Source organism: Streptomyces sp. NPDC090741 (assembly GCF_044769045.1).
Classification (GTDB): Bacteria; Actinomycetota; Actinomycetes; order Streptomycetales; family Streptomycetaceae; genus Streptomyces.
Genome location: NZ_JBIVXF010000008.1, coordinates 345,770 through 369,531 on the forward strand (window position 1 = coordinate 345,770; position 23,762 = coordinate 369,531).

The window sequence follows — 23,762 nt, forward strand, 5'->3', positions numbered from 1 at the left end:
GACGGGCGGGCCCGGCGTGGCGGCGCCGGGCCCGCTTGACCCTCGACCTGGTGGAGGTCCCAGAGTCGTGGGCGTGGAGAGCGACATGCGCAGCATCGGCGAGATGGGCCGGGACAGCGGGCTGGGGGTGAGCGCCCTGCGGTTCTACGACCGCGCGGGCGTCCTCGTACCGGCATGGGTCGATCCGGTGACCGGATACCGCTGGTACGCGCCCGAGCAGCTCGGCGAGGCGCGGCTGCTGGCCCGGCTGCGGCGCTCGGGGATGCCGCTCGCGGACATCCGGCTGGTGCTGGCCGGCTGGGCCGGCGGGGAAACCGGTCTGGTGCCCCGGCTGCTCGACGGGCATCTGCGCCGGCTCGAACGCGGGCTGGCCGAAGCGCGCGAAGAACTCTCCACGGTACGAGCCCTACTCGGACACCAGGAGACCTCCATGACCACCGCCCCCGCCACCGCCACCGCCCGGCTGACCGTGCCGGGCAGCGAGCTCGCGGCCGCGCTGGACGCCGTACGCTTCGCCGCCGGAACCGACCCCGAGCTCTCGATGCTCGGCGGGATCCACTTCGACATCGAGGGCGGGGCCCTTCACCTCGTGGCCACGGACCGCTACCGGATGGCCGTCGCCCGTACATCCGTCACCGGCCACGGCGGCGGGCGGGTCCGGGTGACCGTGCCCACCCCGCTCGCGGACGCGATGCGCGCCCTGCTGACCGGCGAAGCCCCGGCCCGCCTCACCGTGGACGGGGACAAGGTGGAGCTGGAGACCCAGGGCCGCCAGGTCGCCGGGCAGAGCCTCGGCGGGGAGTTCCCCGACTACCGCCGCCTCACCCGGCTGCCCGAGGGCCGCCGCCTCACCCTGGACGTACCGGCCCTGCGCCGGGCCCTCGGCGCGCAGGACGGCGAGGTGTGCGTCCTCGCCCTGACGGACACCGTGACCGTCGGCGACGAAGACTCCGCCGGTGACCGGGTGGGGGTCAACCCCGCCTTCCTGCTCGACGCGCTCGCCGCCGGGGAGGAAATGCTGCTGGAGTACGTCGGCCCCAGGGCCCCCGTCGTCCTCCTGCGCCCCGACGTCGAGGACGCCTTCTCGCTCCTGATGCCGGTCAGTCTTGAGGCATGACCTTCGGCCCGCCCCAGTGGAAGAGGGTCATGGCCACGCTGGTGGCCAGGTTGTAGCTGGAGACCTGCGGGCGCATCGGCAGGGCGACCAGGTGGTCGGCCCGTTCGCGCAGCTCGGGTGAGATGCCGTGCCGCTCCGAGCCGAAGGTGAGCAGGGCGTCGTCCGGGAGGGTGAGGGCGCGGATGTCCTCGCCCTCCGGGTCGAGCGCGTAGAGCGGCCCGGCGGGCAGGGTGTCGATCTCCACCCGGTCCACGGTGGTGGCGTAGTGCAGCCCCGCTCCGGCGCGGACCACGTTGGGGTGCCAGGGGTCGAGATCGCCGCGGGTGACGACGCCGGTGGCACCGAACCCCGCCGCGAGCCGGACGACGGCGCCGACGTTGCCGAGGTTGCGGGGGTTGTCGAGTACGACGACGGGCGCGGTGCGGGGCTGCCGATCGAGCCGGGCCCGCCCCTCGGCCCGGTCGGGCCGCACGGCCAGCGCCGCGACCCCGGTGGGATGCACCCGGTTCACGAGCGCCCGCAGCTCGCCCCCGCGCACCAGCCGCCCCACCTCACCCGCCACATCCGGAGCCAGCTCGCCGGCCAGCGCCCGTACGGCATCGGGATCGTCGGCCACGACGATCCGCACATCGGCCCCGAACCGCAGGGCGTGCTTCAACGCGTGAAACCCGTCGAGGAGTACGAGGTCCTCCCGCCCGGCGGCCTCGCGCCACTCCCGCCCGCTCTGCTCCAGCTCACTCATACCGCTGAGCGTAGTCAGCCGGTCAGCGCCCGCGCGGACTCGGACCCGCCTCCGCCGGCGGCAGCCGCCCACCGGCGCCCCACCACGCCGGAGGCCCTGGCTCCGAGCCAGACCAGGAACGCCGTCGGCAGGAACACCGCGTCGGCGGCGATCATCGCCAGCGAGAAGAACGGCAGCCCCAGCAGCACGGCGATCCCCGCATGCTCCAGCATCATCAACGCCAGCAGCACGTTCTTGATCCGCCGGTTGAACACCGTGAACGGAAACGCGACCTGCACCGCCACCGTCCCGTACGACAGCAGCATGACCAGCGTCCCGCTCCCCGCCAGCACCCCGGACAGCCCCGGCCACGGCGTGAAGTAGTCCAGCCCGAGCGGGTAGTACAGCGCGGTCCCGTCCTGCCACCGCGACCCCTGGATCTTGTACCAGCCGGCCGTCGCGTAGATCAGGCAGACCTCCGCCATGATCACCAGCAGCCCCGCGTTGTGGACCAGGTTCGCCAGGACGTCCAAGGCCGCCCGCCCCTCGCCCTCCGGCTCGTACCGGTCCACCATCCACCACAGCGCGCACACGACCCACAGCGCCGCGAAGGCAGCCAGCCAGCCGTAGCCGAACCGCTCCGTCACCCCGCCGTACGCGAACAAGACGCCCAGCACACCCCACAGCACCGGCCCGGCCGCCCCCGCCGAGGCCGACCCCCGCAGCCGTGCGCGCCGCGCGTCCAGCGACCACACCTGCGCGCACCGCGTCAGCACCAGGTAGATCGCCATCAGGTGGATGACGTTGTCCCCGCCGTCGCCCATGAACACGCTGCGGTTCTGCAGCGACAGCACTCCGACCATGAACACCACGGACGTCGCGCGCGTCCGCCAGCCCAGCATCAGCAGCAGGCTCGACAGCACCGACACCGCGTAGACGGTCTGGAACCACAACCCCGAGTCCGACCACATCAGCACCGAGAAGGCGTGGTTCGAGGCGATCAGCCGCTCCGCCAGCCCGAAGCTCCATGGCCCGTCCGGCCCGTACAGCTCGCCGCGGTTCGCGAACTCCCGCAGCAGGAAGAACAGCCAGGTCGCCGAGAAGCCGATCCGGACGACGGCGCTCTGGTACGGGCCCAGTGCCCGTCCGCTGACCTGGGCGACCGCCCGGCCGGCGGCGGCCCGGGCCCGTGCGGCAGCCCGCACAGCCGCTCGCGCAGCCACCGGTGCCCGCCTCACACCGTCCACCACGGCAGCTCCCGGTAGTACGTCTGGGTGTCGGTCTTCTCGTCGCTCCACGGCGGCGCCGCGACCGCCCGCGTCGCCGAGCGCAGCTGGATCCGTACGATCTCGTTCCGGGCGATCCCGTCGTCCTTGAGCCGGTTCAGCGCGATCCGCCGCAGGTACTGCTCCGACAGTTCGCCGCGCTCGCCGATCGGCTTGTTGTCCTCGTCGTGCGAGCCGGTGAAGAAGTCCCAGGCCCGCCGCAGCTCGTTCTGCCGCGTGTGGCTCGGCAGCAGGCTGTGCCGGATCGCCGCACCGTCCTGCGCGGACAGGTCGCGCCAGCCGCCGGCGGCCGGTGCGCCGCCGGGCGTGCGGAGCTCCGCCCGTACCTCCACCGCGATGTTCTGCTGGAGCGGGTTGGGGGCGAAGAGCTTCCAGTTCTGTTCGAACTCCGGATAGATCCAGTCGTCGACCGTCTGCGCGTGCTGCTTGCTCACCGTGTTGGACGGGGCGACGTGCAGGAAGACCAGCGCCAGGTGTCCGCAGGCGGCGAGGCCCACGGCCGCCAGGGCGAGGGCCGTGACGACCCGGTACGGAGCGGACAGACCCGCGATCCCGGGAGCCCGCGCCGGCTCCGCCGGGTCGACGGGCAGCTCGCCCGCCGGGTCGACGGGCAGCTCGGCCACCGGGTCGACGGGCAGCTCGGCCAGGGGCTCGACCGGTGGATCCGCCGGGGGGCGGGCCGACGGAACGGCTACTGCGGCGACCGGCGGATCGATCGGCGGATCGGCCGGCGGAGCAGCTGCTTCCGCGGGCTCGCGCTCGTTCGATTCCATCCCGCCCCGATCGTCCGGCTTCCACAGGGTTGACCTCAGAGGTTGACACCCTACGGGCCGCCGACCCACCATTGAAGAGTACGAACCGAACGATCGGTCGGTCGGGCGGTCAACAATCTCTGGCAGGGGGCCGGGATGGTGGCAGTGACCCCGGAAACGGGGCAGGACTCAGTCCTCGGGGCTGACCTCGGGGCACAGCTCGCGGCGGCCTTCGACGCCGCCGTGGCGGCCGAGGAGCGCGTCGAGCCGCGCGACTGGATGCCCGAGGCGTACCGCGCCTCGCTGGTCCGCCAGATGGCCCAGCACGCCCACTCCGAGATCATCGGCATGCAGCCCGAGGCCAACTGGATCACCCGCGCGCCCTCGCTGCGCCGCAAGGCGATCCTGATGGCCAAGGTCCAGGACGAGGCCGGGCACGGCCTCTACCTGTACAGCGCCGCCGAGACCCTGGGCACCAGCCGTGACGAGCTGCTCGACAAGCTCCACTCCGGCAAGCAGAAGTACTCCTCGATCTTCAACTACCCCACCCTGACCTGGGCCGATGTCGGCGCGATCGGCTGGCTCGTGGACGGCGCGGCGATCACCAACCAGGTGCCGATCTGCCGCTGCTCGTACGGGCCGTACGCCCGCGCGATGGTGCGGATCTGCAAGGAGGAGTCCTTCCACCAGCGCCAGGGCTTCGAGCTCCTCATGGCCCTGTCCAAGGGCACCGAGGCGCAGCACGCGATGGCGCAGGACGCCGTGAACCGCTGGTGGTGGCCCTCGCTGATGATGTTCGGCCCCCCGGACGACGAATCGGCGCACTCCGCACAGTCCATGGCCTGGCGGATCAAGCGGCACTCCAACGACGAGCTGCGCCAGCGCTTCGTGGACATCGCCGTTCCGCAGGCCGAGGCGCTGGGCCTGACCCTGCCCGACCCGGACCTGAAGTGGAACGAGGAGCGCGGGCACCACGACTTCGGCGCGATCGACTGGGCGGAGTTCTGGGACGTGCTCAAGGGCAACGGCCCGTGCAACGACCAGCGGATCGGCCAGCGCCGCCGGGCCCACGAGGAAGGCGCCTGGGTCCGCGAGGCGGCCGTGGCGTACGCGGAGAAGCACAGCGCACACCACGCCGTACAGAGCACGGCGACGAACGAGGAGGCAGGGGTATGACGCAGAACTGGCCACTGTGGGAGGTGTTCGTGCGCTCGCGCCGCGGCCTCTCGCACACGCACGCGGGCAGCCTGCACGCGCCCGACGCCGAGATGGCCCTGCGCAACGCCCGCGACCTCTACACCCGGCGCGGCGAGGGCATCTCGATCTGGGTCGTGCCCTCCACCGAGATCACCGCGTCCTCGCCGGACGAGCGGGACCCGTTCTTCGCCCCCTCGGCCGACAAGCCGTACCGGCACCCGACCTTCTACGAGATCCCCGAGGGGGTGAACCACCTGTGACCAGCACCGATGCCGTTCAGCCCGATGCGGTTCAGTCCGATGCCGTTCAGCCTGAGGTCGTCCGGTCGGCCGCCCTCGTGCTCGGGGACGACGCGCTGATCCTCTCCCACCGCCTCGGCGAGTGGGCGGGTCACGCCCCCGTCCTGGAGGAGGAGGTCGCCCTCGCGAACATCGCGCTCGACCTGCTCGGCCAGGCCCGCATCCTGCTGTCCATGGCCGGCGACGAGGACGAGCTGGCCTTCCTGCGCGAGGAGCGGTCCTTCCGCAACCTCCAGCTGGTCGAGCAGCCGAACGGGGACTTCGCCCACACCATCGCCCGCCAGCTCTACTTCTCCTTCTACCAGCACGAGCTCTACGCGGAACTGGCGGCCGGCGACGGCCCGTTCGCCCCGCTCGCGGCCAAGGCCGTCAAGGAGACCGCGTACCACCGCGACCACGCCGAGCAGTGGACCCTGCGGCTCGGCGACGGCACGCAGGAGAGCCGCGCCCGCATGCGGGCCGCCCTGGACGCGCTGTGGAAGTACACCGGCGAGATGTTCCAGCCGGTGGACGGCGTCGACGCAGTGGACTGGGCCGCCCTGGAGGGCCGCTGGCTGGCCGCCGTGGGCGGCGTGCTGGAGCGGGCCGGGCTCGCGCTCCCCGAAGGCCCGCGCACCGGCGCCTGGGCCGCCGGGGCGGGCCGCCAGGGCCTGCACACCGAGTCGTTCGGCAGACTGCTCGCCGAGATGCAGCACCTGCACCGCAGCCATCCGGGGGCGTCATGGTGACGGACACGCCCCGCGCCGCGGCCCCTGCGGGCGGGCCCGAGGCACAGGCACCGGAGGCCTCCGAGGCGATGACCCGCCTGGAGGCGGAGCTGGCCGAGCTGGCCGGCTCCGTCCCCGACCCCGAGCTGCCCGTCCTCAGCCTCGCCGAGCTGGGCGTGATGCGCGGGGTGCGGATGTACGAGGACGGCCACGTCGAGGTCACCCTGACCCCGACCTACACCGGCTGCCCCGCCATCGAGGCCATGTCCGCCGACATCGAGCGGGTCCTGACCGGCCACGGCATCCCGGACGTGCGGGTGCGCACCGTCCTGGCCCCGGCCTGGTCCACCGACGACATCAGCGCCGAGGGGCGGCGCAAGCTCGCCGAGTTCGGCATCGCCCCGCCCCGTCCGCACGCGGCCGGCGGGCCGGTCCCGGTCGCCCTCTCGGTCCGCTGCCCGAACTGCGGATCGACCGACACCGAACTGCTCAGCCGGTTCTCCTCCACCGCATGCAAGGCGCTGCGCCGCTGCACCGCCTGCCGTGAACCGTTCGACCACTTCAAGGAGCTGTAGATGGCCGCGTCCACGCCGTCGCCCACGTCGGGCTCCGGGCGCCCCGCGCGCCACGGCGCCTTCCACCCGCTGACGGTGGCGGCGGTCGACCGGCTCACCGACGACTCGGTGGCGCTGACCCTGCGCGTCCCCGAGGAGCTGCGCGGCGAGTACCTGCACGCCCCCGGCCAGCACCTCACGCTGCGCCGCCGCACCCCCGAGGGCACGGAGGTCCGCCGTACGTACTCGATCTGCTCGCCCGCCCCGGCCCCCGCGGGCCCGGGTCCGGCGGCGCTGCGGGTGGGTGTGCGGCTGGTGGAGGGCGGCGAGTTCTCCACGTTCGCCCACAAGGAGATCGCCGCCGGGGACGTGCTGGACGTGATGGTCCCGGCCGGGCGCTTCGTCCTGGAGCCTGCCGCCGCCCCGGCCGCCGGGCACTACGCGGCGATCGTCGGCGGCAGCGGGATCACCCCGGTGCTGTCGATCGCCGCCTCGCTGCTGGCGGCGCGGCCCGACGCCCGGTTCTGCCTGGTCCGCAGCGACCGTACGGCCGCGTCGACGATGTTCCTGGACGAGGTCGCCGACCTCAAGGACCGTTTCCCGGACCGGTTCCAGCTGGTGACCGTCCTGTCCCGCGAGGAGCAGGAGGCCGGGCTGCCGTCCGGCCGCCTCGACGAGGAGCGGCTGAAGGCCCTGCTGCCCGCGCTGCTGCCGGTCGCCGAGGTGACGGGCTGGTTCCTGTGCGGCCCGTACGGGCTGGTCATGGGCGCGGAGCGGGCGCTGGGCACGCTCGGCGTCGTCCGGACCCGGATCCACGAGGAGATCTTCCACGTCGAGGACACGTCTGCGCCGGCCCCCGCCGCGGCCCCGTCCCACGTACGGGTCACGGCCCGCCTCGACGGCCGCTCCGGGACCTGGCCGGTCCAGGACGGCGAGTCCCTGCTGGACGCCGTGCTGCGCAACCGCGCGGACGCCCCGTACGCCTGCAAGGGCGGGGTCTGCGGCACCTGCCGGGCGTTCCTGGTCACGGGCGAGGTCCGGATGGACCGGAACTTCGCGCTGGAGTCGGAGGAGACGGAGGCCGGGTTCGTGCTGGCCTGCCAGTCGCACGCGGTGACCGAGGAAGTGGAGATCGACTTCGACCGCTGAGGCCGTCCCCTTCCTCACCCTGTGCATTTTCAACCGCGTGCTCTATCTTGACGCACCGTCAGGCCCGGACCGGCCGGGCCTGGCCGGGATCCGGTGCGCGCGGGAGGACAGGCAGTGGACTTCACCTTCACCGAGGAGCAGCAGGCCGCCGTCGAGGCGGCGAAGGCCGTCTTCGCGGACGTCGCCCCGGACGGCGTGCCCAGCCCCGCGCTGACCCCGGGGGCCGTCGCCGAGGACTTCGACCGGCCGCTGTGGGCCAAGCTCGCCGCGTCCGACCTGCTGAGCCTGGTCCTCGCCGAGGAGCACGGCGGCGCGGGCCTCGACGCGATCGCCCTGTGCCTGGTGCTGCGCGAGGCGGCGAAGGTGCTGGCCCGGGTGCCGCTGCTGGAGCACTGCGCCACCGCCATGGCCGTCCAGGCCCACGGCAGCCCCGAACTGGCCGCCGCCCTGCTGCCCGGTGCCGGGCGCGGGACGCTCGTCCTCACCGCCGCCGCACACGGCCGCAGCGGCCACGATCCCGCCGAACTCGCCGTCACCGCCCGCCGCGAGGGCACCCGGTGGACCCTCGACGGGGTACAGACGGCCGTCCCGTGGGCGCACGGCGCCGACTGGATCGCCGTACCGGCCCACACCGGCGAGGGGGAGGCCGTTCTGGCGCTCGTCCCGCGCACCGCCGAGGGGCTCACCCTGGCCGGCCAGGTCTCCACGAGCGGGGAGCGGCTGGCCGAACTCGCCCTGGACGGCGTACAGGTGCCCGCGAGCCACCTCATCGACGCCCCGGGCGCCTGGGAGCGGCTGCGCCAGCTCCTCGCCACCGGGACCTGCGCCCTGGCGCTCGGCCTGGGCACGGGCGTGCTCACCATGACCAGCCAATACACCAGCAAGCGCGAGCAGTTCGGCTTCCCGGTGGCCACTTTCCAGGCCGTCGCCGTCCAGGCCGCCGACCGCTACATCGACCTGCGCGCCATGGAGGTCACCCTCTGGCAGGCCGCCTGGCGGCTCGACGCGGCGACCGGTGGAGCAGGCGGCCCGCTGCCGAGCGCCGGGGACGTCGCCGTCGCCAAGATCTGGGCCTCGGAGGGGGTACGACGGGTCGTGCAGACCGCGCAGCACCTGCACGGCGGCTTCGGCGCCGACACCGACTACCCGCTGCACCGCTACCACGCGTGGGCCAAGCAGCTGGAACTCCAGCTGGGCCCGGCCGCCGCGCACGAGGAGGCGCTGGGCGACCTGCTGGCCGCCCAGGCCCTCGCCTGAGGTTCGAGAGCTAGAGCACGAAGGCCGGATTCCCGTTGTCGGTCACCATCGGGCGCCCGACGCCGTCCCAGGCCTGCATGCCGCCGTCGATGTTCACGGCGTCGATGCCCTGGCGCACCAGGTACTGGGTGACCTGCGCGGAGCGCCCGCCGACCCGGCACATCACGTGCACGCGGCGGCCGTCCTCGACGGCCTCCGTCAGCTCACCGAAGCGGGCCACGAAATCGCTCATCGGGATGTGCAGGGCACCTTCCACATGTCCGGCAGCCCATTCGTCGTCCTCACGGACGTCGAGGACAAAGCCTTCGGAGGGCACCGCGGCGGCGTCCACCGAGGGAAGCGGTCCGAAGTTCATACGTCGCCTTCTCTCATCGCAGATCTATGTCCCAACCTATCCAACGAGCGCGGCGAGCTCCGCCTCACGCTTCGCGACATCCGCGAGCAGCTGCTCCGCGATCTCCTCCAGCAGCCGGTCCGGATCCTCCGGCGCCATCCGCAGCATCGATCCGATCGCGCTGTCCTCCAGCTCGCGGGCCACCGTCGACAGCAGCTCCTTGCGCCGTGCCAGCCACTCCAGCCGGGCGTACAGCTCCTCGCTCTCGTTGAGCCGCCGTACGGCCTCCGGCACGGGACCCGCCGCCCACTCCTCGGCCAGCTCGCGCAGCAACTGCTCCTCGCCGCGCCCGTACGCCGCGTTGACCCGCGCGATGAACGCATCGCGACGCTCGCGCTCGGCTTCGTCCCGGGCGAGGTCGGGGTGCGCCTGGCGGACCAGCTCGCGGTAGAGGCGGCGCACCTCCTCCGTCGGCCGCACCCGCTGCGGGGGCCGCACCGGCCGATCGGTGAGCATCGCCGACGCGTCGTCGGAGATGCCCTCCGAACCCATCCAGTCGTGGAACAGCTCGTCCACCCCGGGCATCGGCATCACCAGCGAGCGGGCGTCCCGGGCCCGTCGCAGATCCTCGGCGTCCCCGCTGCGCTCCGCCTTCGCTTCGGCGATCAGTGCATCCAGCTCGTCGAGCCGCGAGTACATCGGGCCGAGCTTCTGGTGGTGCAGCCGGGAGAAGTTCTCCACCTCCACCCGGAAGGTCTCCACCGCGATCTCGAACTCGATCAGCGCCTGCTCGGCGGCCCGAACGGCCCGCTCCAGGCGTGCCTCGGGACGCTCGTCGCCCGTCTCTTCAGTCTGCTGCTCGCTCACCCGGCCAGCCTACGGCCGGTAGGCCCGGGTCGATGTTTCACGTGAAACATCGACCCGCGACCGTGACCCGCTCAGACCCCGGCCTCCGCCGCGATCCGCCCGGACTTCACCGCTGCCACCAGATCCTCGTGGTCGGCCTCGCTCCGGTCGGCGTACGCCACCGCGAAGGTGGCCATCGCCTCGTCCAGCTCGTCGTTCTTGCCGCAGTACCCGGCCAGCAGCCGCGGATCGGCGCTGTGCGCGTGCGCCCGGGCCAGCAGGGCGCCGGTCATGCGCCCGTAGTCGTCGATCTGGTCGGGGGCCAGCGCCGCCGGGTCCACGCTGCCCTTGCGGTTGCGGAACTGCCGTACCTGGTACGGCCGCCCTTCCACCGTGGTCCAGCCCAGCAGGATGTCCGAGACCACCTGCATCCGCTTCTGCCCGGCCACCACCCGGCGGCCCTCGTGCTCCTCGACCGCGCTCTCGAAGCCCAGGGCGGGCAGGTACGGCAGCAGCACGGACGGCCGCGCCTCCTTCACCTGGAGCACCAGCGGCTCGCCGCGGTGGTCCAGCAGCAGCACCACGTACGAGCGGGTGCCTACGCTCCCGGTGCCCACCACCCGGAAGGCCACGTCATGGATGGCGTACCGGGCCAGCAGCGGCAGCCGGTCGCCCTGGAGGGTCTGCAGGTACGGACCCAGCGCGGCCGCCACGGCCGCCGCCTCCCCGTCGCCGACCCGGCGCAGCACCGGCAGCGCGTCCACGAAGCGACGGGCCCCGTCGGCGCCCGCCTCGGTGGACTTGGCGGCGAACCGCGCCGAAGTGTTGTTGCGGGCCTTCTCCGAGACCCGCTCCAGGGTGCCCAGCAGGTCCCGGGCATCGGTGTGCGAGACGAGCTCCTCGTCCGCGATGGCGTTCCAGGCGTCCAGCGCCGGCAGCTTGGCCAGCAGCCGCATGGTCCGGCGGTACGCGCCCACCGTGTCGTGCGCCGCGGCCCGGCAGGTGTCCTCGTCCGCGCCGGCCACCCGCCCAGCCAGGACCAGCGAGGTCGCGAGCCGCTTCACGTCCCACTCCCACGGGCCGAACACGGTCTCGTCGAAGTCGTTCAGGTCGATGACGAGCCGGCCGCGGGCATCCCCGTACAGCCCGAAATTCGCCGCGTGGGCGTCACCGCAGATCTGTGCGCCGACACCGGTCACCGGGCCGCCGGACAGGTCGTGCGCCATCAGCCCGGCCGCCCCCCGCAGGAACGCGAAGGGGTTCGCGGCCATCCGGCCGACCCGTATCGGCGCCAGCTCGGGGACCCGCCCGACGTTGGACTCCTCCACCGCCCGCACCGCGTCCGGCCGTCCGGCCGGGGCCTCGAAGTGCGCGTGCGCCGAGCGCGGCACCCGCAGCCGCAGAGCCTTGCCCGCCTCCTTGGGCGAACCCGCCACGGCCCGCGCCGCGAACCCGTCGACGGACGGGATCCGCCCGCCGGACGGCGCGCCCAGCGCCCCTGCCGGCTCCGCCACTCGCTGCTCCGGTACCAACACCATCCGTGCCGCCCCCGCCCGTACCCGTCGTACTGTCCCGGCCCGACGGCATCGATCCGCCCGGCTCCACCAACATCGATTCGGCCCGACCGTATCTACAGCCCGGCGTCCCTGGCCAGCAGGGCGGCCTGAACCCGGTTCTCACAGCCCAGCTTCGAGAGGATGCGGCTCACGTACGTCTTCACCGTCGCCTCGCTCATGTGCAGCCGACGGCCCGCGTCCGCGTTCGACAGCCCCTCACCCAGCAGTGCCAGCACCCCGCGCTCCCGCTCGCTCAGCTCCGCCACCCGCCGCCGGGCCTCCTCGCCGCGCGCCGCGCCCCGCCCCGAGGCCAGCTGGTCGACCACGTGCCGGGTCGCCCCCGGCGAGAGGTACGCGTCCCCGGCCGCGGCCGCCCGGACCGCGCCGATCAGCTCGCCCGGCGCCGTGTCCTTCAGCAGGAACCCCGCGCCGCCCGAGCCCAGCGCCCGCAGCACGTTCTCCTTCTCCCCGAAGGTGGTCAGGATCAGCGCCCGGACCTCCGGCACCGCCCGCCCCAGCTCGCCGAGCGCGGTCAGCCCGTCCATCACCGGCATCTGGATGTCCAGCAGCATCACGTCCGGCATGTGCGCGCGGGCCAAGTCCACGGCCTCGCGCCCGTTCGACGCCTCCGCGACGACCTCGATGTCCGGTGCCGAGGTCAGGATCATCCTGATCCCGGCCCTGATCAGCGGCTCGTCGTCAGCGATCACCACTCGGATCACCTTGGCTGTCACCCGCGCTCCTACTTCTCGGACTGGTACGCCTGCTTGTCGATCAGCTTGCCGTCCTTGAAGCAGAACCGGAAAACAGTATCGGTGGTCAGCCCCGAGTCATCCGAGGACAGCAGCGCCAGACAGTCCGAGCCCGCCGGCCGCTCCGGGCCCTTCCGGTCCAGGCCCTCGGTCATGAAGCTGTCGCCGTCGGGCAGCTTCTTGCGGACCGCCTCCTCCGACTCGCCCACCTGGACCTTGTCGTAGTCGGCCTGGCTGATCATCGCGCTGCCCGCGGAGCCCACGAGCAGCACCACCCCGGCCCCGATCACGATCACCAGCAGCACCACCGCCGCGACGGCGATCCCGCAGCCCATCGCGACGCCCCCGGCCCGGCTGCGGCCCCCCACGGCCAGCTCCTTGTCCACCGCCGCCCAGTCCATCGGCGGCGGCGCCACCGCGAACCCCCGGGCCTGGGCCTGGGCCTGCGCCTGCTGTCCGAAGTCGTCGGCGATGTCCTCGACCCCCGCCGGCTCCGCCCCGTACGGGAGCACGCCGGCCACCCGGAAGCCGCCGCCCTCGGTCCCGCCCGCGTGCACCATCCCGCCGACGAGCCGGGCCCGCTCCCGCAGCCCGGTGAGCCCCTGCCCACCCGAGACCACCGCGCCGACGCCCGGCCCGGCCGCCGGCCCGTTGGCGATCTCCACCACCAGCGAGTCGTCCTCGTACCGCAGTTCCACCGAGATCGGCGCCCCCGAAGCGTGCTTGTACGCATTGGTCAGCGCCTCCTGCACGATCCGGTACGCCGCGTGGTCACACGCCGCGACCAGCGGCCTCGGCCGCCCCGACACGGTCATCCGTACGTCGGTCCCCGCGCCCCGCGCCGCCTCCACGATCCCGGCGATCCCGGCCACCCCGCGCGCCGCCGGCTGCGCCTCCTCGGCCGGCAGCGGCGCCTCGACGCCGTCCCGCAGGATCCCGACGACCTCGCGCAGCTCGTGCATCGCCGCGACCGAGGCCTGCCGCAGCACCCCCACCGCCTCGCGCTGGCGCTCGGTGAGCTGCGGGTCCACCTCCAGGGCGCCGGTGTGCACCGCGATCAGCGCCAGCTGATGGCCCAGGCTGTCGTGCATGTCCTGGGCGATCCGCTGGCGCTCCCGCAGCCGGGCCTGCCCGGCGACCATCACGCGCTCGCGCATCAGCTGCCCGTTGCGCTCCTGGAGCGCCTGGAGCAGGGTCCGGCGCTGCGACCAGTAGCGGCTGGCCAGACCCGGCATCACCGTCGTCGCGAGGAAGATCAGCGTGGAGAACACGATCACCAGCACGGGCCGCTGGTCGGACCACGCCTGCACCACGCCGAAGCCGACCGCGGCGAGGAAGGCCACGGTGAACGCGGTCAGCGCCCGGCCCACCCCGACGATCCGGCGCCCCGCCGACCAGCCCAGCAGAATGGTGATCAGGAACGAGCCGGGCAGGAACGGGGAGACCGCCGACGCGACGATCAAAGTCGCGGCCGGCAGCCGGCGCCGCGCCAACGTGAGCAGCACCACAACCGCGGCGCTGGCCGCCATCCGCTCCACGCTGCCGTTGTCGAGCTCCTCGACCCCCAGCCCGAGCAGCGCGATCACCCCGGCGATCACCAGATCGCCCGCCAGCATCCGCCGGGTCCACGGCTCGGGCCCCTTCAGCCAGTCCCAGCCCGCCCGCATCCTCGCCGTCGCATCCACGCGCCCGACCCTAGACACCGCCGCCCCCGCCGGGCCGCCCTCTTTCGTCGCGCCCTGCCCGACGAAAGTCGTCCGGCGGACACCACGGCCACTCCACCCGTCACCGTGACCGGGACCGGTAGCGGAGCCCCAACTCCCCGGACACGGCACGGGATCGTCCCGCCCGCGATCAACACCCCACCAGCGCACGGGAAATGCGAAACGGCCGCCACCGCTTTCGCGATGACGACCGTTTCGTCGATGTGGGCGAGGGGGGATTTGAACCCCCACGTCCCGAAGGACACTGGCACCTGAAGCCAGCGCGTCTGCCGTTCCGCCACTCGCCCGAGCAGCTCCCCAGTGGATCTTCCCTTTCGGTCCGTTCCCCTGGCGACGTCGAAACATTAGCACGTCGGACGGGGTGGATTCACATCGCTTTCCCCGCACCCCCGGGCCCGGTTCCGGTTGCCCCTCCCGCACCGCGCTCCCGGTGCGGGACACTGTTCCCTGAGCGCCCCTACGATCCCTTGTGAGTACCAACACTCATGCGCATGGGACCCAGGGGGAACCACCCGAATCCGCCACGCGTGGATACGATCAGTAAGCAGTACAGGGCGACAACGACGGAGGAGGTGCCCCATGGGAGTCCTGAAGCGGTTCGAGCAGCGACTCGAAGGTCTGGTGAACGGCACCTTCGCCAAGGTGTTCAAGTCCGAGGTCCAGCCCGTCGAGATCGCCGGCGCCCTCCAGCGCGAGTGCGACAACAACGCGACGATCTGGAACCGGGAGCGGACGGTCGTCCCCAATGACTTCATCGTCGAGCTCAGCACCGGCGACTACGAGCGTCTGAGCCCCTACTCGGGGCAGCTCGGCGACGAGCTCGCGGGCCTCGTCCGCGACTACGCCAAGCAGCAGCGCTACAGCTTCATGGGACCGATCAAGGTCCAGCTGGAGAAGGCCGACGACCTCGACACCGGGCTCTACCGGGTCCGCAGCCGCACGCTCGCCTCCAGCACCTCCCAGGCGCCGCCGCAGGCGGCCCCCCAGAACCAGCAGGGCGGCTACGGTTATCCACCCGTCGCCGCACCGCCGATGCCGGCCGGACCGCCCCCGGGCGCACCCGCACGCCGGCCGGGCGCCGCGGAGCCGGCCCCCGTGGCCGCCGGAGGCGCCACCCGGCGCCACTGGATCGAGATCAACGGCACCCGCCACCAGATCTCGCGCCCCACGCTCGTACTCGGCCGAAGCACCGAAGCCGATGTGCGGATCGACGACCCCGGCGTCTCGCGCCGGCACTGTGAGATCCGGACCGGGACGCCCTCGACGATCCAGGATCTCGGGTCCACCAACGGCATCGTGGTGGACGGGCAGCACACCACCCGCGCTACGCTCCGCGACGGCTCGCGGATCGTCGTGGGCAGCACCACCATCATTTACCGGCAAGCCGAAGGGTGAAGCGGGGGCAATGTCAGAGCTGACCCTGACGGTCATGCGGTTGGGTTTCCTGGCCGTTCTGTGGCTGTTCGTCATCGTGGCCGTTCAGGTCATCCGGAGCGACCTCTTCGGTACGCGCGTCACCCAGCGCGGCTCGCGCCGCGGCGGGAACGCGCCCGGAGCGCCGGCGCAGGGCGGCCGCCAGGCCGCCGCGCCGCCACAGCAGCGCCAGCGCCGCGGAGCGCCGACCAAGCTCGTCGTCTCCGAGGGCACCCTCACGGGCACCACGGTCGCCCTCGCGGGGCAGACGATCACGCTCGGCCGGGCACATGACTCAACGATCGTGCTGGACGACGACTACGCGTCCAGCCGCCATGCCAGGATCTACCCCGACCGTGACGGCCAGTGGATCGTCGAGGATCTCGGGTCCACCAACGGCACGTATCTCGACCGGACCCGGCTGACCACCCCGACGCCCATTCCGCCGGGCGCCCCGATCCGCATCGGCAAGACCGTCATCGAGCTGCGGAAGTAGTACGAGAATGAGCGAGCGGAGCGAGCGAGCCGCGGCAGTCCGGACCACCCAGGACACGGACCCGAGCGCGCTCCCGACCGGAGGGTGGGCAGTGTGGCTCGAGACCGGTTGTACCCGGAGGAATCGACTGGGCAGGTGCGCATGAGTCTGTCCCTGCGGTTCGCCGCCGGATCCCACAAGGGCATGATCCGCGAGGGCAACGAGGACTCCGGCTATGCCGGTCCCCGTCTCCTCGCGGTCGCCGACGGCATGGGCGGCCAAGCCGCCGGCGAGGTCGCCAGCTCCGAGGTGATCTCCTCGCTCGTGCAGCTCGACGACGACGTCCCGGGCTCCGACATCCTCACGTCGCTCGCCACCGCCGTGCAGCGCGCGAACGACCAGCTGCGCGTCATGGTCGAGGAGGACGCCCAGCTCGAGGGCATGGGCACCACCCTGACCGCGCTCCTGTGGACCGGCCAGCGCCTCGGCCTCGTCCACGTCGGCGACTCCCGCGCCTACCTGCTCCGCGACGGCGTCCTCACGCAGATCACCCAGGACCACACCTGGGTGCAGCGCCTCGTCGACGAGGGCCGCATCACCGAAGAGGAAGCCACCACCCACCCGCAGCGCTCGCTCCTCATGCGGGCGCTCGGCAGCGGTGACACCGTCGAGCCCGACCTCTCCATCCGCGAGGTCCGCACCGGCGACCGCTACCTCATCTGCTCCGACGGGCTGTCCGGCGTCGTCTCCCACCAGACCCTGGAAGAGACCCTCGCCGACTACCACGGCCCCCACGAGACCGTGCAGGCCCTGATCCAGCTCGCCCTGCGCGGCGGCGGACCGGACAACATCACCTGCATCGTCGCGGACGTCCTCGACACCGACAGCGGCGACACCCTCGCCGCCCAGCTGAACGACACCCCGGTCATCGTCGGCGCGGTCGCCGAGAACCAGCACCAGCTCTTCGACGGCAACGCCATGCAGACCCCGGCGGGCCGCGCCTCCGGCCTGGGCCGCCAGGCCCCCCCGCCGGCCGGCGCCTTCGGGCCCCCCGGCAGCGGCGAGGCCCCCGGCTACGGATACCCCGACCAGAGCCAGGGCGGCGGCGCGTACGGCAGCTTCGGCGAACCCGACCCGTACGACGACGACTCGCGCTACGAGGACACGTACGACCACCCCCGCCGGCGCCGCAGCAAAGGGCGCAAGTGGACCACCCGCACCCTGATCCTGCTGATCGTCGCCGGTGTGGTCGGAGGCGGCCTCTACGCCGCCCACCGCTGGACCCAGACGCAGTTCTACATCGGCGTCAAGGGCGAGCACGTGGCACTCTTCCGCGGCATCAGCCAGAACCTCGGGCCGCTGGAGCTCTCCAAGGTGGAGACCGACCGCACCGACATCGAACTGAAGTACCTGCCGCCCTTCAAGCGGAAGCTGGTCGAGGCCACCATCACCGAGACCAGCCTCGACGGCGCCCGTCAGAAGATCGACGAACTCGGCGTCCAGGTCACCGCGTGCAAGAAGGACGAGGAGCGCCGCGCCGCGGAAGCGCAGAACCCACCGGCACTCGGCCCCAGCCTGACTCCCACGGAGCAGTCGCTGGTCGGCCTCTGCGGCAAGCAGTAGTACACACCCGCGGGCACAGGGGGCCTGCCACACCATGAGCGTTGTCACCAACACGACCACCATCGGCGCCATCGAGCTGCCGAGCCGGCGGAACACCGAGCTCCTGCTGCTCGCGTTCGCCGTGGTCATCCCGATCTTCGCCTACGCCAACGTGGGCCTGTCGATCCACGGCAAGCTGCCGCCGGGCATGATCGCGTACGGAGGCGGCCTGGCCGTCCTCGCCGGCATCGCCCACCTCGTGGTGCGCCGCTACGCGAAGTACGCCGACCCGCTGCTGCTGCCGATCGGCACGCTGCTCAACGGGCTCGGCTGCGTCCTGATCTGGCGGCTCGACCAGTCGGAGCGGCTGCAGAACCTGGCCAAGCGCCAGTTCGGCCAGTTCTCCGAGTCGGCCCCCCGCCAGATGATGTACACGGCGCTCGCGATCGCCCTGTTCGCCGCCGTGCTGCTGCTCCTCAAGGACCACCGCACCCTGCAGCGGTTCACGTACATCTCGATGGCCGCCTCGCTGGTCCTGCTGATCCTGCCGGTCATCCCGGGACTCGGCGCCGACGTCTTCGGCGCGAAGATCTGGATCAGCGTCGCCGGCTTCTCCATCCAGCCCGGTGAGTTCGCGAAGATCGTCATCGCGATCTTCTTCGCCGGCTACCTGATGGTGAAGCGCGACGCCCTCGCGCTGGCCAGCCGCCGCTTCATGGGCCTCTACCTGCCGCGCGGCCGCGACCTCGGCCCGATCCTGATGATCTGGGCGATGAGCCTGCTCGTCCTCGTCTTCGAGAACGACCTCGGCACCTCGCTGCTCTTCTTCGGCATGTTCGTGATCATGCTGTACGTGGCCACCGAGCGCACCAGCTGGATCGTCATCGGCCTCGTCATGAGCGTGGCCGGCGCGGCCGTCGTCGGCGCGACCGCCAGCCACGTCAAGGCCCGTGTCACGGCCTGGATCGACCCCTTCGCCTGCTACACGAAGTCGGGCGCCTGCGAGCAGGTCGGCCAGTCGATCATGAGCTTCGGCTCCGGCGGGGTCCTCGGCACCGGCTGGGGCCAGGGCAACTCCGACCTCATCGGATTCGCCGCCAACTCCGACTTCATCTTCTCCACGGTCGGCGAGGAGCTCGGCCTCGCGGGCGTCATGGCCTTCCTCCTGCTCTACGGCCTGATCATCGAGCGCGGTGTGCGCACCGCCCTCGCCGCCCGCGACCCCTTCGGCAAGCTCTTCGCCATCGGTCTCTCCGGCGCCTTCGCCCTGCAGATCTTCGTGGTCGCCGGCGGAGTCATGGGCCTCATCCCCCTGACCGGCATGACCATGCCCTTCCTCGCGTCCGGCGGCTCGTCCGTCCTCGCCAACTGGGCCCTCATCGGGATCCTCATCCGGATCAGCGACACCGCACGCCGCCCCGCCCCGGCCCCGGCTCCGTCCCCCGACTCCGAGATGACCCAGGTGGTCCGCCCGTCATGAACAAGCCCCTGCGTCGCATCTCGCTCTTCTGCGGGCTGCTCGTCCTCGCGCTGCTGATCCGGACCAACTGGCTCCAGTACGTCCAGGCCGACGAACTCAGCACCCGCAAGGAGAACCGCCGGGTCCAGATCGCCCAGTACGCCACCCAGCGCGGCAACATCATCGTCGCGGGCGGCCAGGCCATCACCGGGTCCGACACCACCGACGGCAGCGACTACAAGTACAAGCGGACCTACATCGACGGACCGCTCTGGGCGCCAGTGACCGGGTACGCCTCCCAGGCCTTCGGCTCCACCCAGCTCGAATCCCTCGAAGACAAGATCCTCACCGGCAACGACGACCGGCTGTTCTTCGACCGCACCATCGGCATGTTCACCGGCGAGAAGAAGGCCGGCGGCAACGTCGTCACCACGCTGATGCCCGACGTCCAGAAGGCCGCCTACGACAAGCTCGGCGACAAGACCGGAGCCGTCGCCGCGATCGACCCGCGCACCGGCGCCATCCTCGCCCTGGTCAGCACCCCCTCGTACGACCCGTCCCTCTTCGCCGGCAACTCCAAGACCGACGAGAAGAACTGGGTCGAGCTGAAGGACACCCCGGAGAAGAAGCTCGTCAACCGCGCCCTGCGCGAGACCTACCCGCCCGGCTCGACCTTCAAGGTCGTCACCGCCGCGGCCGCGCTGGAACACGGCATCGTCACCGACATCAACGCGCCGACGGACACCCCGGATCCGTTCTACCTGCCGACGACGAAGACCGAGATGGTCAACCACGCCAAGGGCTGCGAGAAGGCATCCCTCAACTTCGCGCTCCAGGTGTCCTGCAACTCCGTCTTCGCCAACGTCGCCGACAAGGTGACGAAGGACAAGATGCTGGAGACGGCGCAGAAGTTCGGCTTCAACAACGACAAGATCGACACCCCGGTCCGGGCGTTCGCCAGCATCTACGACAAGAACATGGACCGGCCGGGCAACTCGCTCTCCGCGATCGGTCAGTTCAACACCGCCGCCACCCCGCTCCAGATGGCGATGGTCGCCGCGGCCGTCGCCAACGACGGCAAGCTGATGAAGCCGTACATGGTCGACCAGCTCACCGCCCCGAACCTCGACGTCATCGAGAAGCACGAGCCGCAGGAGATGAGCCGGCCGCTCTCCCCGGCCAACGCGCAGAAGCTCCAGCAGATGATGGTCAACGTCGTCGAGAACGAGAACGGCACCGGCGGCAAGGCCAAGATCAAGGACGTCACCGTCGGCGGCAAGACCGGCACCGCCCAGCACGGTGAGAAGAACGCCAAGCGCCCCTACGCCTGGTTCATCTCCTACGCCAAGACCGACAAGGGCTCCCCGGTCGCCGTCGCCGTCGTCATCGAGGACAGCGAGGCCTCCCGCGAGGACATCACCGGTGGCGGCCTCGCGGCCCCCGTCGCGAAGGCCGTCATGGAAGCCGTGCTGAAGAACCAGAACAAGGGCTGACGGAGGAGCGCAAGGGCCGACAGCAGCGCAAGAGCCGAACCGGAGTGATCCACATCACTGTTCCCGCCCGGATCCGAGCGTACGGTACCGGTCCGGTATCAGCCTGTGGTCACGAACCGATCACCGACGATCGGCCGGTAGCCTTTGCGCGAACAGCACACCGCCGGACCACACACGGGTGCGGTCGGGACTGACGGAGAGGGCTGCAACGTTATGGAAGAGCCGCGTCGCCTCGGCGGCCGGTACGAGCTGAGCCACGTGCTCGGCCGCGGTGGCATGGCCGAGGTCTACCTCGCCCACGACACCCGGCTCGGCCGTACCGTCGCCGTCAAGACCCTGCGCGCCGACCTCGCCCGCGACCCGTCCTTCCAGGCCCGGTTCCGGCGCGAGGCCCAGTCGGCCGCTTCGCTCAACCACCCGGCGATCGTCGCGGTCTACGACACCGGCGAGGACTACGTCGACAACATCTCCATCCCGTACATCGTGATGGAGTACGTCGACGGCTCCACCCTGCGCGAGCTCCTGCACTCCGGCCGCAAGCTGCTGCCCGAGCGCACCCTGGAGATGACGATCGGCATCCTCCAGGCCCTCGAGTACTCGCACCGCGCCGGCATCGTGCACCGTGACATCAAGCCCGCCAACGTGATGCTCACCCGCACCGGCCAGGTCAAGGTCATGGACTTCGGCATCGCCCGCGCCATGGGCGACTCCGGCATGACCATGACGCAGACCGCGGCCGTCATCGGCACCGCCCAGTACCTCTCCCCGGAGCAGGCCAAGGGCGAGCAGGTCGACGCGCGCTCCGACCTCTACTCCGCGGGCTGCCTGCTGTACGAACTCCTCAGCGTCCGGCCGCCGTTCATCGGCGACTCCCCGGTCGCCGTGGCGTACCAGCACGTACGGGAAGAACCGCAGCCGCCGTCGAACTTCGACCCCGAGATCACGCCCGAGATGGACGCGATCGTGTTGAAGGCGCTGGTCAAGGATCCCGACTACCGCTACCAGTCCGCCGACGAGATGCGTGCCGACATCGAGGCCTGCCTCGACGGCCAGCCCGTCGCGGCCGCCGTGGCCATGGGTGCGCCCGGCTACGGCTACCCCGACCAGGGCCACGGCTACGGTCACCAGGGCTACGACCAGCCCACCACGGCCCTGCGCACGGCCGACGCCGGCCAGACCTCGATGCTCCCGCCGATGCCCCCGGGCGACGGCGGATACGGGTACGGGGACCCGGGCCAGGGCGGCTACGACCAGGGCGGCCACGGCCGGCGCCCGCAGAAGAAGAGCAAGGCCTCGACGATCCTGCTGGTCACGGCGGGCATCCTCGTCCTGGTCGGCGCGATCCTCATCGGGCGCTCCCTCTTCAGCGGCGGCGCCGACAACCGGCCCAGCGTGCCCAAGCTCATCGGCCAGACCTTGGAGCAGGCCCAGAAGACCGGCGACAACGTCGGCCTCAACGTCGAGAAGGAAGCCGACGAGGCCTGCGACAACCAGCCCAAGGGCAACATCTGCTCGCAGAACCCGGCGCCCGACACCAAGGTCGACAAGGGCTCCGCGGTCAAGGTCAAGGTCTCCTCGGGTGCCCCGAACCTGCCGGTGCCCAACGTCATCAACCTGACGTTCGACGACGCGGAGAAGGCGCTCAAGGACAAGGGCTTCGTGGTCGAGAAGAAGACCCAGGAGTCCGACCGGCCCGCCGGCACCGTCCTGGACCAGGACCCGAAGAGCGGCACTGCCCAGAAGGGCTCGACCGTCACGCTGACCGTCGCCAAGGAACAGGCGAAGGCCGCGATGCCGGACCTCCTCGGGAAGACCAGGGAGCAGGCGATCAAGGCGCTGAACGACGCCAAGCTCAAGCTGGGCAGCCAGACGGAGGTCGACTCCCCCGGAGCCGCGCCGAAGACGATCGTCCAGCAGCAGTACCAGCCGGGCGAGCAGCTCGCGGTGGGCACGACGGTCAACGTCCAGATCGCCAAGGCCTCGCAGCAGACCCAGGTCCCGCAGCTGCTCACCAAGACCGTCGCCCAGGCCAAGGCGGACCTCGCGAGCCGGGGCCTGAGCCTCCAGGTCATCGCGGGTCCGACGGACGACAAGGCGATCATCATGAACACCGACCCGCCGGCGGGCACCCCGGTCGAAGCGGGCCGCGTCATCAACGTCCAGACGATCGCCGGCCAGCAGAACGGCGGCAATGACGGCGGGGCGCTCTTCGGCGGTCTGACGGGCGGCCGGCGCTAGTCGGCACTCTCTCCCCGCAGAGACGCGGAAAAGCCCCTGTGGGCGGCCTCAGAGCCGCGCACGGGGGCTTTCCCGTATCAGCGCATCGTCGCCATCAGCCCATCGTCGCCATCAGCGCAGTTCCGCCGGGAGCGTGCGCTGCGCGTCCACCTTCTCCGTGCGCACCAGCTCGCCCCACACGATGTAGCGGAACTTCGACGTGTACACCGGTGTGCAGGTCGTCAGCGTGATGAAGCGGCCCGGCGCCGTCCGGCCCGACTCCTTCGGGACCGCGGAGATCACGTCCACGTTGTACTTCGACGTCTGGCGCAGCTCCGCGAAGACCTTGTACACGTACCAGGTGTCCCGCGTCTCGAAGACGACCGCGTCGCCGTTCTTCACCTTGTCGATGTTGTGGAACTTCGCGCCGTGCCCGTCCCGGTGCGCCGCCAGGGTGAAGTTCCCCGAGGCCTCCCACGGCAGGGCCGCCTTCACCGGGTCCGTGTAGTACCCGGCCACGCCGTCGTCGAGGACGTCCGGCGCCGTGCCCCGCTTGACCAGGACCTCGCCGTTCTTCATCGCCGGTACGTGCAGGAAGCCGATGCCGTCCTTGGTGTCCAGCGCCCCCGGCGCCGCGGCCCCGTTCGCCCCCGGGCCGGTCTGCCACTGCTGGCGGACCTCGTTGCCGCGCGCCGACGCCTGCCGGTCCGCGAGCACGTTCGTCCACCACAGCGAGTACGCGACGAACAGGCCGAGGACGAGGCCCGCGGTGATCAGGAACTCGCCCAGCAGGCTCAGGAACCCGGCGAGCACACTGCGGCTCGGGGGCGGCGACGCGGCACGTGACACTGC

At 71.7% G+C, this 23,762-nt stretch carries 22 protein-coding genes and 1 tRNA gene; 13 read left to right on the forward strand and 10 right to left on the reverse strand.

The window, feature by feature from the left end; genetic code table 11:
• Nucleotides 1-73 precede the first annotated feature (73 nt).
• Nucleotides 74-1,117, forward strand: a complete 1,044-nt coding sequence (locus ACIQU4_RS23360; protein WP_403733876.1) for a MerR family transcriptional regulator — start codon at nucleotides 74-76, stop codon at nucleotides 1,115-1,117.
• Here the strand turns inward: ACIQU4_RS23360 and ACIQU4_RS23365 are convergent.
• From ACIQU4_RS23365 to ACIQU4_RS23375, 3 genes are read right to left on the reverse strand one after another with little or no spacing between them, the layout of a single operon-like run.
• Nucleotides 1,101-1,859 carry a TrmH family RNA methyltransferase gene (locus tag ACIQU4_RS23365; RefSeq protein ID WP_403733879.1) on the reverse strand — a complete coding sequence of 253 codons (759 nt, stop codon included), beginning with the start codon at nucleotides 1,857-1,859 and terminating at the stop codon, nucleotides 1,101-1,103. The genes ACIQU4_RS23360 and ACIQU4_RS23365 overlap by 17 nt on opposite strands.
• 14 nt (nucleotides 1,860-1,873) lie before the next feature.
• Entirely contained in the window at nucleotides 1,874-3,061 is a 1,188-nt protein-coding gene (locus ACIQU4_RS23370; protein ID WP_403733881.1) for an HTTM domain-containing protein, read from the reverse strand.
• Between the two features lie 11 nt (nucleotides 3,062-3,072).
• Complete coding sequence (locus ACIQU4_RS23375; RefSeq protein ID WP_403733884.1) at nucleotides 3,073-3,897, reverse strand: DUF5819 family protein; 825 nt, start codon at nucleotides 3,895-3,897, stop codon at nucleotides 3,073-3,075.
• A 135-nt stretch (nucleotides 3,898-4,032) separates the two neighbouring features.
• On the opposite strand from ACIQU4_RS23375, the gene paaA reads away from it, so the two are divergent.
• From paaA to ACIQU4_RS23405, 6 genes are all read left to right on the forward strand, one after another.
• Nucleotides 4,033-5,052 (forward strand): 1,2-phenylacetyl-CoA epoxidase subunit PaaA, encoded by a 1,020-nt coding sequence (gene paaA / locus ACIQU4_RS23380; protein WP_403733887.1) that lies wholly within the window; start codon nucleotides 4,033-4,035, stop codon nucleotides 5,050-5,052.
• Nucleotides 5,049-5,333: a 1,2-phenylacetyl-CoA epoxidase subunit PaaB gene (gene paaB / locus ACIQU4_RS23385; protein WP_030153111.1), complete on the forward strand. Its 285-nt coding sequence runs from the start codon at nucleotides 5,049-5,051 to the stop codon at nucleotides 5,331-5,333. Before paaA ends, paaB begins: the two co-directional genes overlap by 4 nt.
• 77 nt (nucleotides 5,334-5,410) lie before the next feature.
• On the forward strand, nucleotides 5,411-6,100 hold the full coding sequence (gene paaC, locus ACIQU4_RS23390; protein WP_403734071.1) for a 1,2-phenylacetyl-CoA epoxidase subunit PaaC: 690 nt from the start codon (nucleotides 5,411-5,413) through the stop codon (nucleotides 6,098-6,100).
• Nucleotides 6,101-6,168: 68 nt separating this feature from the next.
• Nucleotides 6,169-6,654, forward strand: coding sequence for a 1,2-phenylacetyl-CoA epoxidase subunit PaaD (gene paaD / locus ACIQU4_RS23395; protein WP_048477967.1), 486 nt, complete (start codon nucleotides 6,169-6,171; stop codon nucleotides 6,652-6,654).
• Entirely contained in the window at nucleotides 6,655-7,782 is a 1,128-nt protein-coding gene (locus ACIQU4_RS23400) for a 2Fe-2S iron-sulfur cluster-binding protein (RefSeq protein WP_403733890.1), read from the forward strand. It begins immediately after the preceding gene.
• A 114-nt stretch (nucleotides 7,783-7,896) separates the two neighbouring features.
• Entirely contained in the window at nucleotides 7,897-9,039 is a 1,143-nt protein-coding gene (locus ACIQU4_RS23405) for an acyl-CoA dehydrogenase family protein (RefSeq protein WP_403733893.1), read from the forward strand.
• A gap of 10 nt (nucleotides 9,040-9,049) precedes the next feature.
• Here ACIQU4_RS23405 and ACIQU4_RS23410 read toward each other — a convergent pair whose 3' ends face one another.
• The 6 genes from ACIQU4_RS23410 to ACIQU4_RS23435 all read right to left on the reverse strand — a co-directional run bounded on the left by ACIQU4_RS23410 (nucleotide 9,050) and on the right by ACIQU4_RS23435 (nucleotide 14,538).
• A complete protein-coding gene (locus ACIQU4_RS23410; protein WP_403733896.1) occupies nucleotides 9,050-9,394 on the reverse strand; it encodes a rhodanese-like domain-containing protein in 345 nt (114 codons plus the stop codon).
• A 36-nt stretch (nucleotides 9,395-9,430) separates the two neighbouring features.
• Complete coding sequence (locus tag ACIQU4_RS23415) at nucleotides 9,431-10,240, reverse strand: J domain-containing protein (RefSeq protein ID WP_403733900.1); 810 nt, start codon at nucleotides 10,238-10,240, stop codon at nucleotides 9,431-9,433.
• A 71-nt stretch (nucleotides 10,241-10,311) separates the two neighbouring features.
• Nucleotides 10,312-11,757 carry a DUF2252 domain-containing protein gene (locus ACIQU4_RS23420; RefSeq protein ID WP_403733903.1) on the reverse strand — a complete coding sequence of 482 codons (1,446 nt, stop codon included), beginning with the start codon at nucleotides 11,755-11,757 and terminating at the stop codon, nucleotides 10,312-10,314.
• 92 nt (nucleotides 11,758-11,849) lie between these two features.
• Nucleotides 11,850-12,509 (reverse strand): response regulator, encoded by a 660-nt coding sequence (locus tag ACIQU4_RS23425; protein ID WP_403733906.1) that lies wholly within the window; start codon nucleotides 12,507-12,509, stop codon nucleotides 11,850-11,852.
• Between the two features lie 8 nt (nucleotides 12,510-12,517).
• Nucleotides 12,518-14,212: a sensor histidine kinase gene (locus ACIQU4_RS23430; protein ID WP_403733908.1), complete on the reverse strand. Its 1,695-nt coding sequence runs from the start codon at nucleotides 14,210-14,212 to the stop codon at nucleotides 12,518-12,520.
• Between the two features lie 243 nt (nucleotides 14,213-14,455).
• Nucleotides 14,456-14,538, reverse strand: a tRNA-Leu gene (locus tag ACIQU4_RS23435).
• Between the two features lie 292 nt (nucleotides 14,539-14,830).
• On the opposite strand from ACIQU4_RS23435, the gene ACIQU4_RS23440 reads away from it, so the two are divergent.
• The 6 genes from ACIQU4_RS23440 (at nucleotide 14,831) to pknB (ending at nucleotide 22,931) form a co-directional block, all read left to right on the forward strand.
• Complete coding sequence (locus ACIQU4_RS23440) at nucleotides 14,831-15,646, forward strand: FhaA domain-containing protein (RefSeq protein WP_403733911.1); 816 nt, start codon at nucleotides 14,831-14,833, stop codon at nucleotides 15,644-15,646.
• A gap of 10 nt (nucleotides 15,647-15,656) precedes the next feature.
• The gene (locus ACIQU4_RS23445; RefSeq protein ID WP_030153127.1) at nucleotides 15,657-16,160 is read left to right on the forward strand and encodes an FHA domain-containing protein; all 504 of its coding nucleotides are present in this window, start codon (nucleotides 15,657-15,659) and stop codon (nucleotides 16,158-16,160) included.
• Nucleotides 16,161-16,301: 141 nt separating this feature from the next.
• Complete coding sequence (locus ACIQU4_RS23450; RefSeq protein ID WP_403733914.1) at nucleotides 16,302-17,762, forward strand: Stp1/IreP family PP2C-type Ser/Thr phosphatase; 1,461 nt, start codon at nucleotides 16,302-16,304, stop codon at nucleotides 17,760-17,762.
• A gap of 34 nt (nucleotides 17,763-17,796) precedes the next feature.
• Nucleotides 17,797-19,221 carry an FtsW/RodA/SpoVE family cell cycle protein gene (locus tag ACIQU4_RS23455; RefSeq protein ID WP_403733917.1) on the forward strand — a complete coding sequence of 475 codons (1,425 nt, stop codon included), beginning with the start codon at nucleotides 17,797-17,799 and terminating at the stop codon, nucleotides 19,219-19,221.
• Complete coding sequence (locus ACIQU4_RS23460) at nucleotides 19,218-20,693, forward strand: peptidoglycan D,D-transpeptidase FtsI family protein (RefSeq protein ID WP_403733921.1); 1,476 nt, start codon at nucleotides 19,218-19,220, stop codon at nucleotides 20,691-20,693. The genes ACIQU4_RS23455 and ACIQU4_RS23460 overlap by 4 nt, the downstream gene beginning before the upstream one ends.
• 213 nt (nucleotides 20,694-20,906) lie before the next feature.
• Entirely contained in the window at nucleotides 20,907-22,931 is a 2,025-nt protein-coding gene (pknB, locus tag ACIQU4_RS23465; RefSeq protein ID WP_403733923.1) for a Stk1 family PASTA domain-containing Ser/Thr kinase, read from the forward strand.
• A gap of 111 nt (nucleotides 22,932-23,042) precedes the next feature.
• Here pknB and ACIQU4_RS23470 read toward each other — a convergent pair whose 3' ends face one another.
• A complete protein-coding gene (locus ACIQU4_RS23470; RefSeq protein WP_403733926.1) occupies nucleotides 23,043-23,759 on the reverse strand; it encodes a class E sortase in 717 nt (238 codons plus the stop codon).
• Between the last annotated feature and the right edge of the window lie 3 nt (nucleotides 23,760-23,762).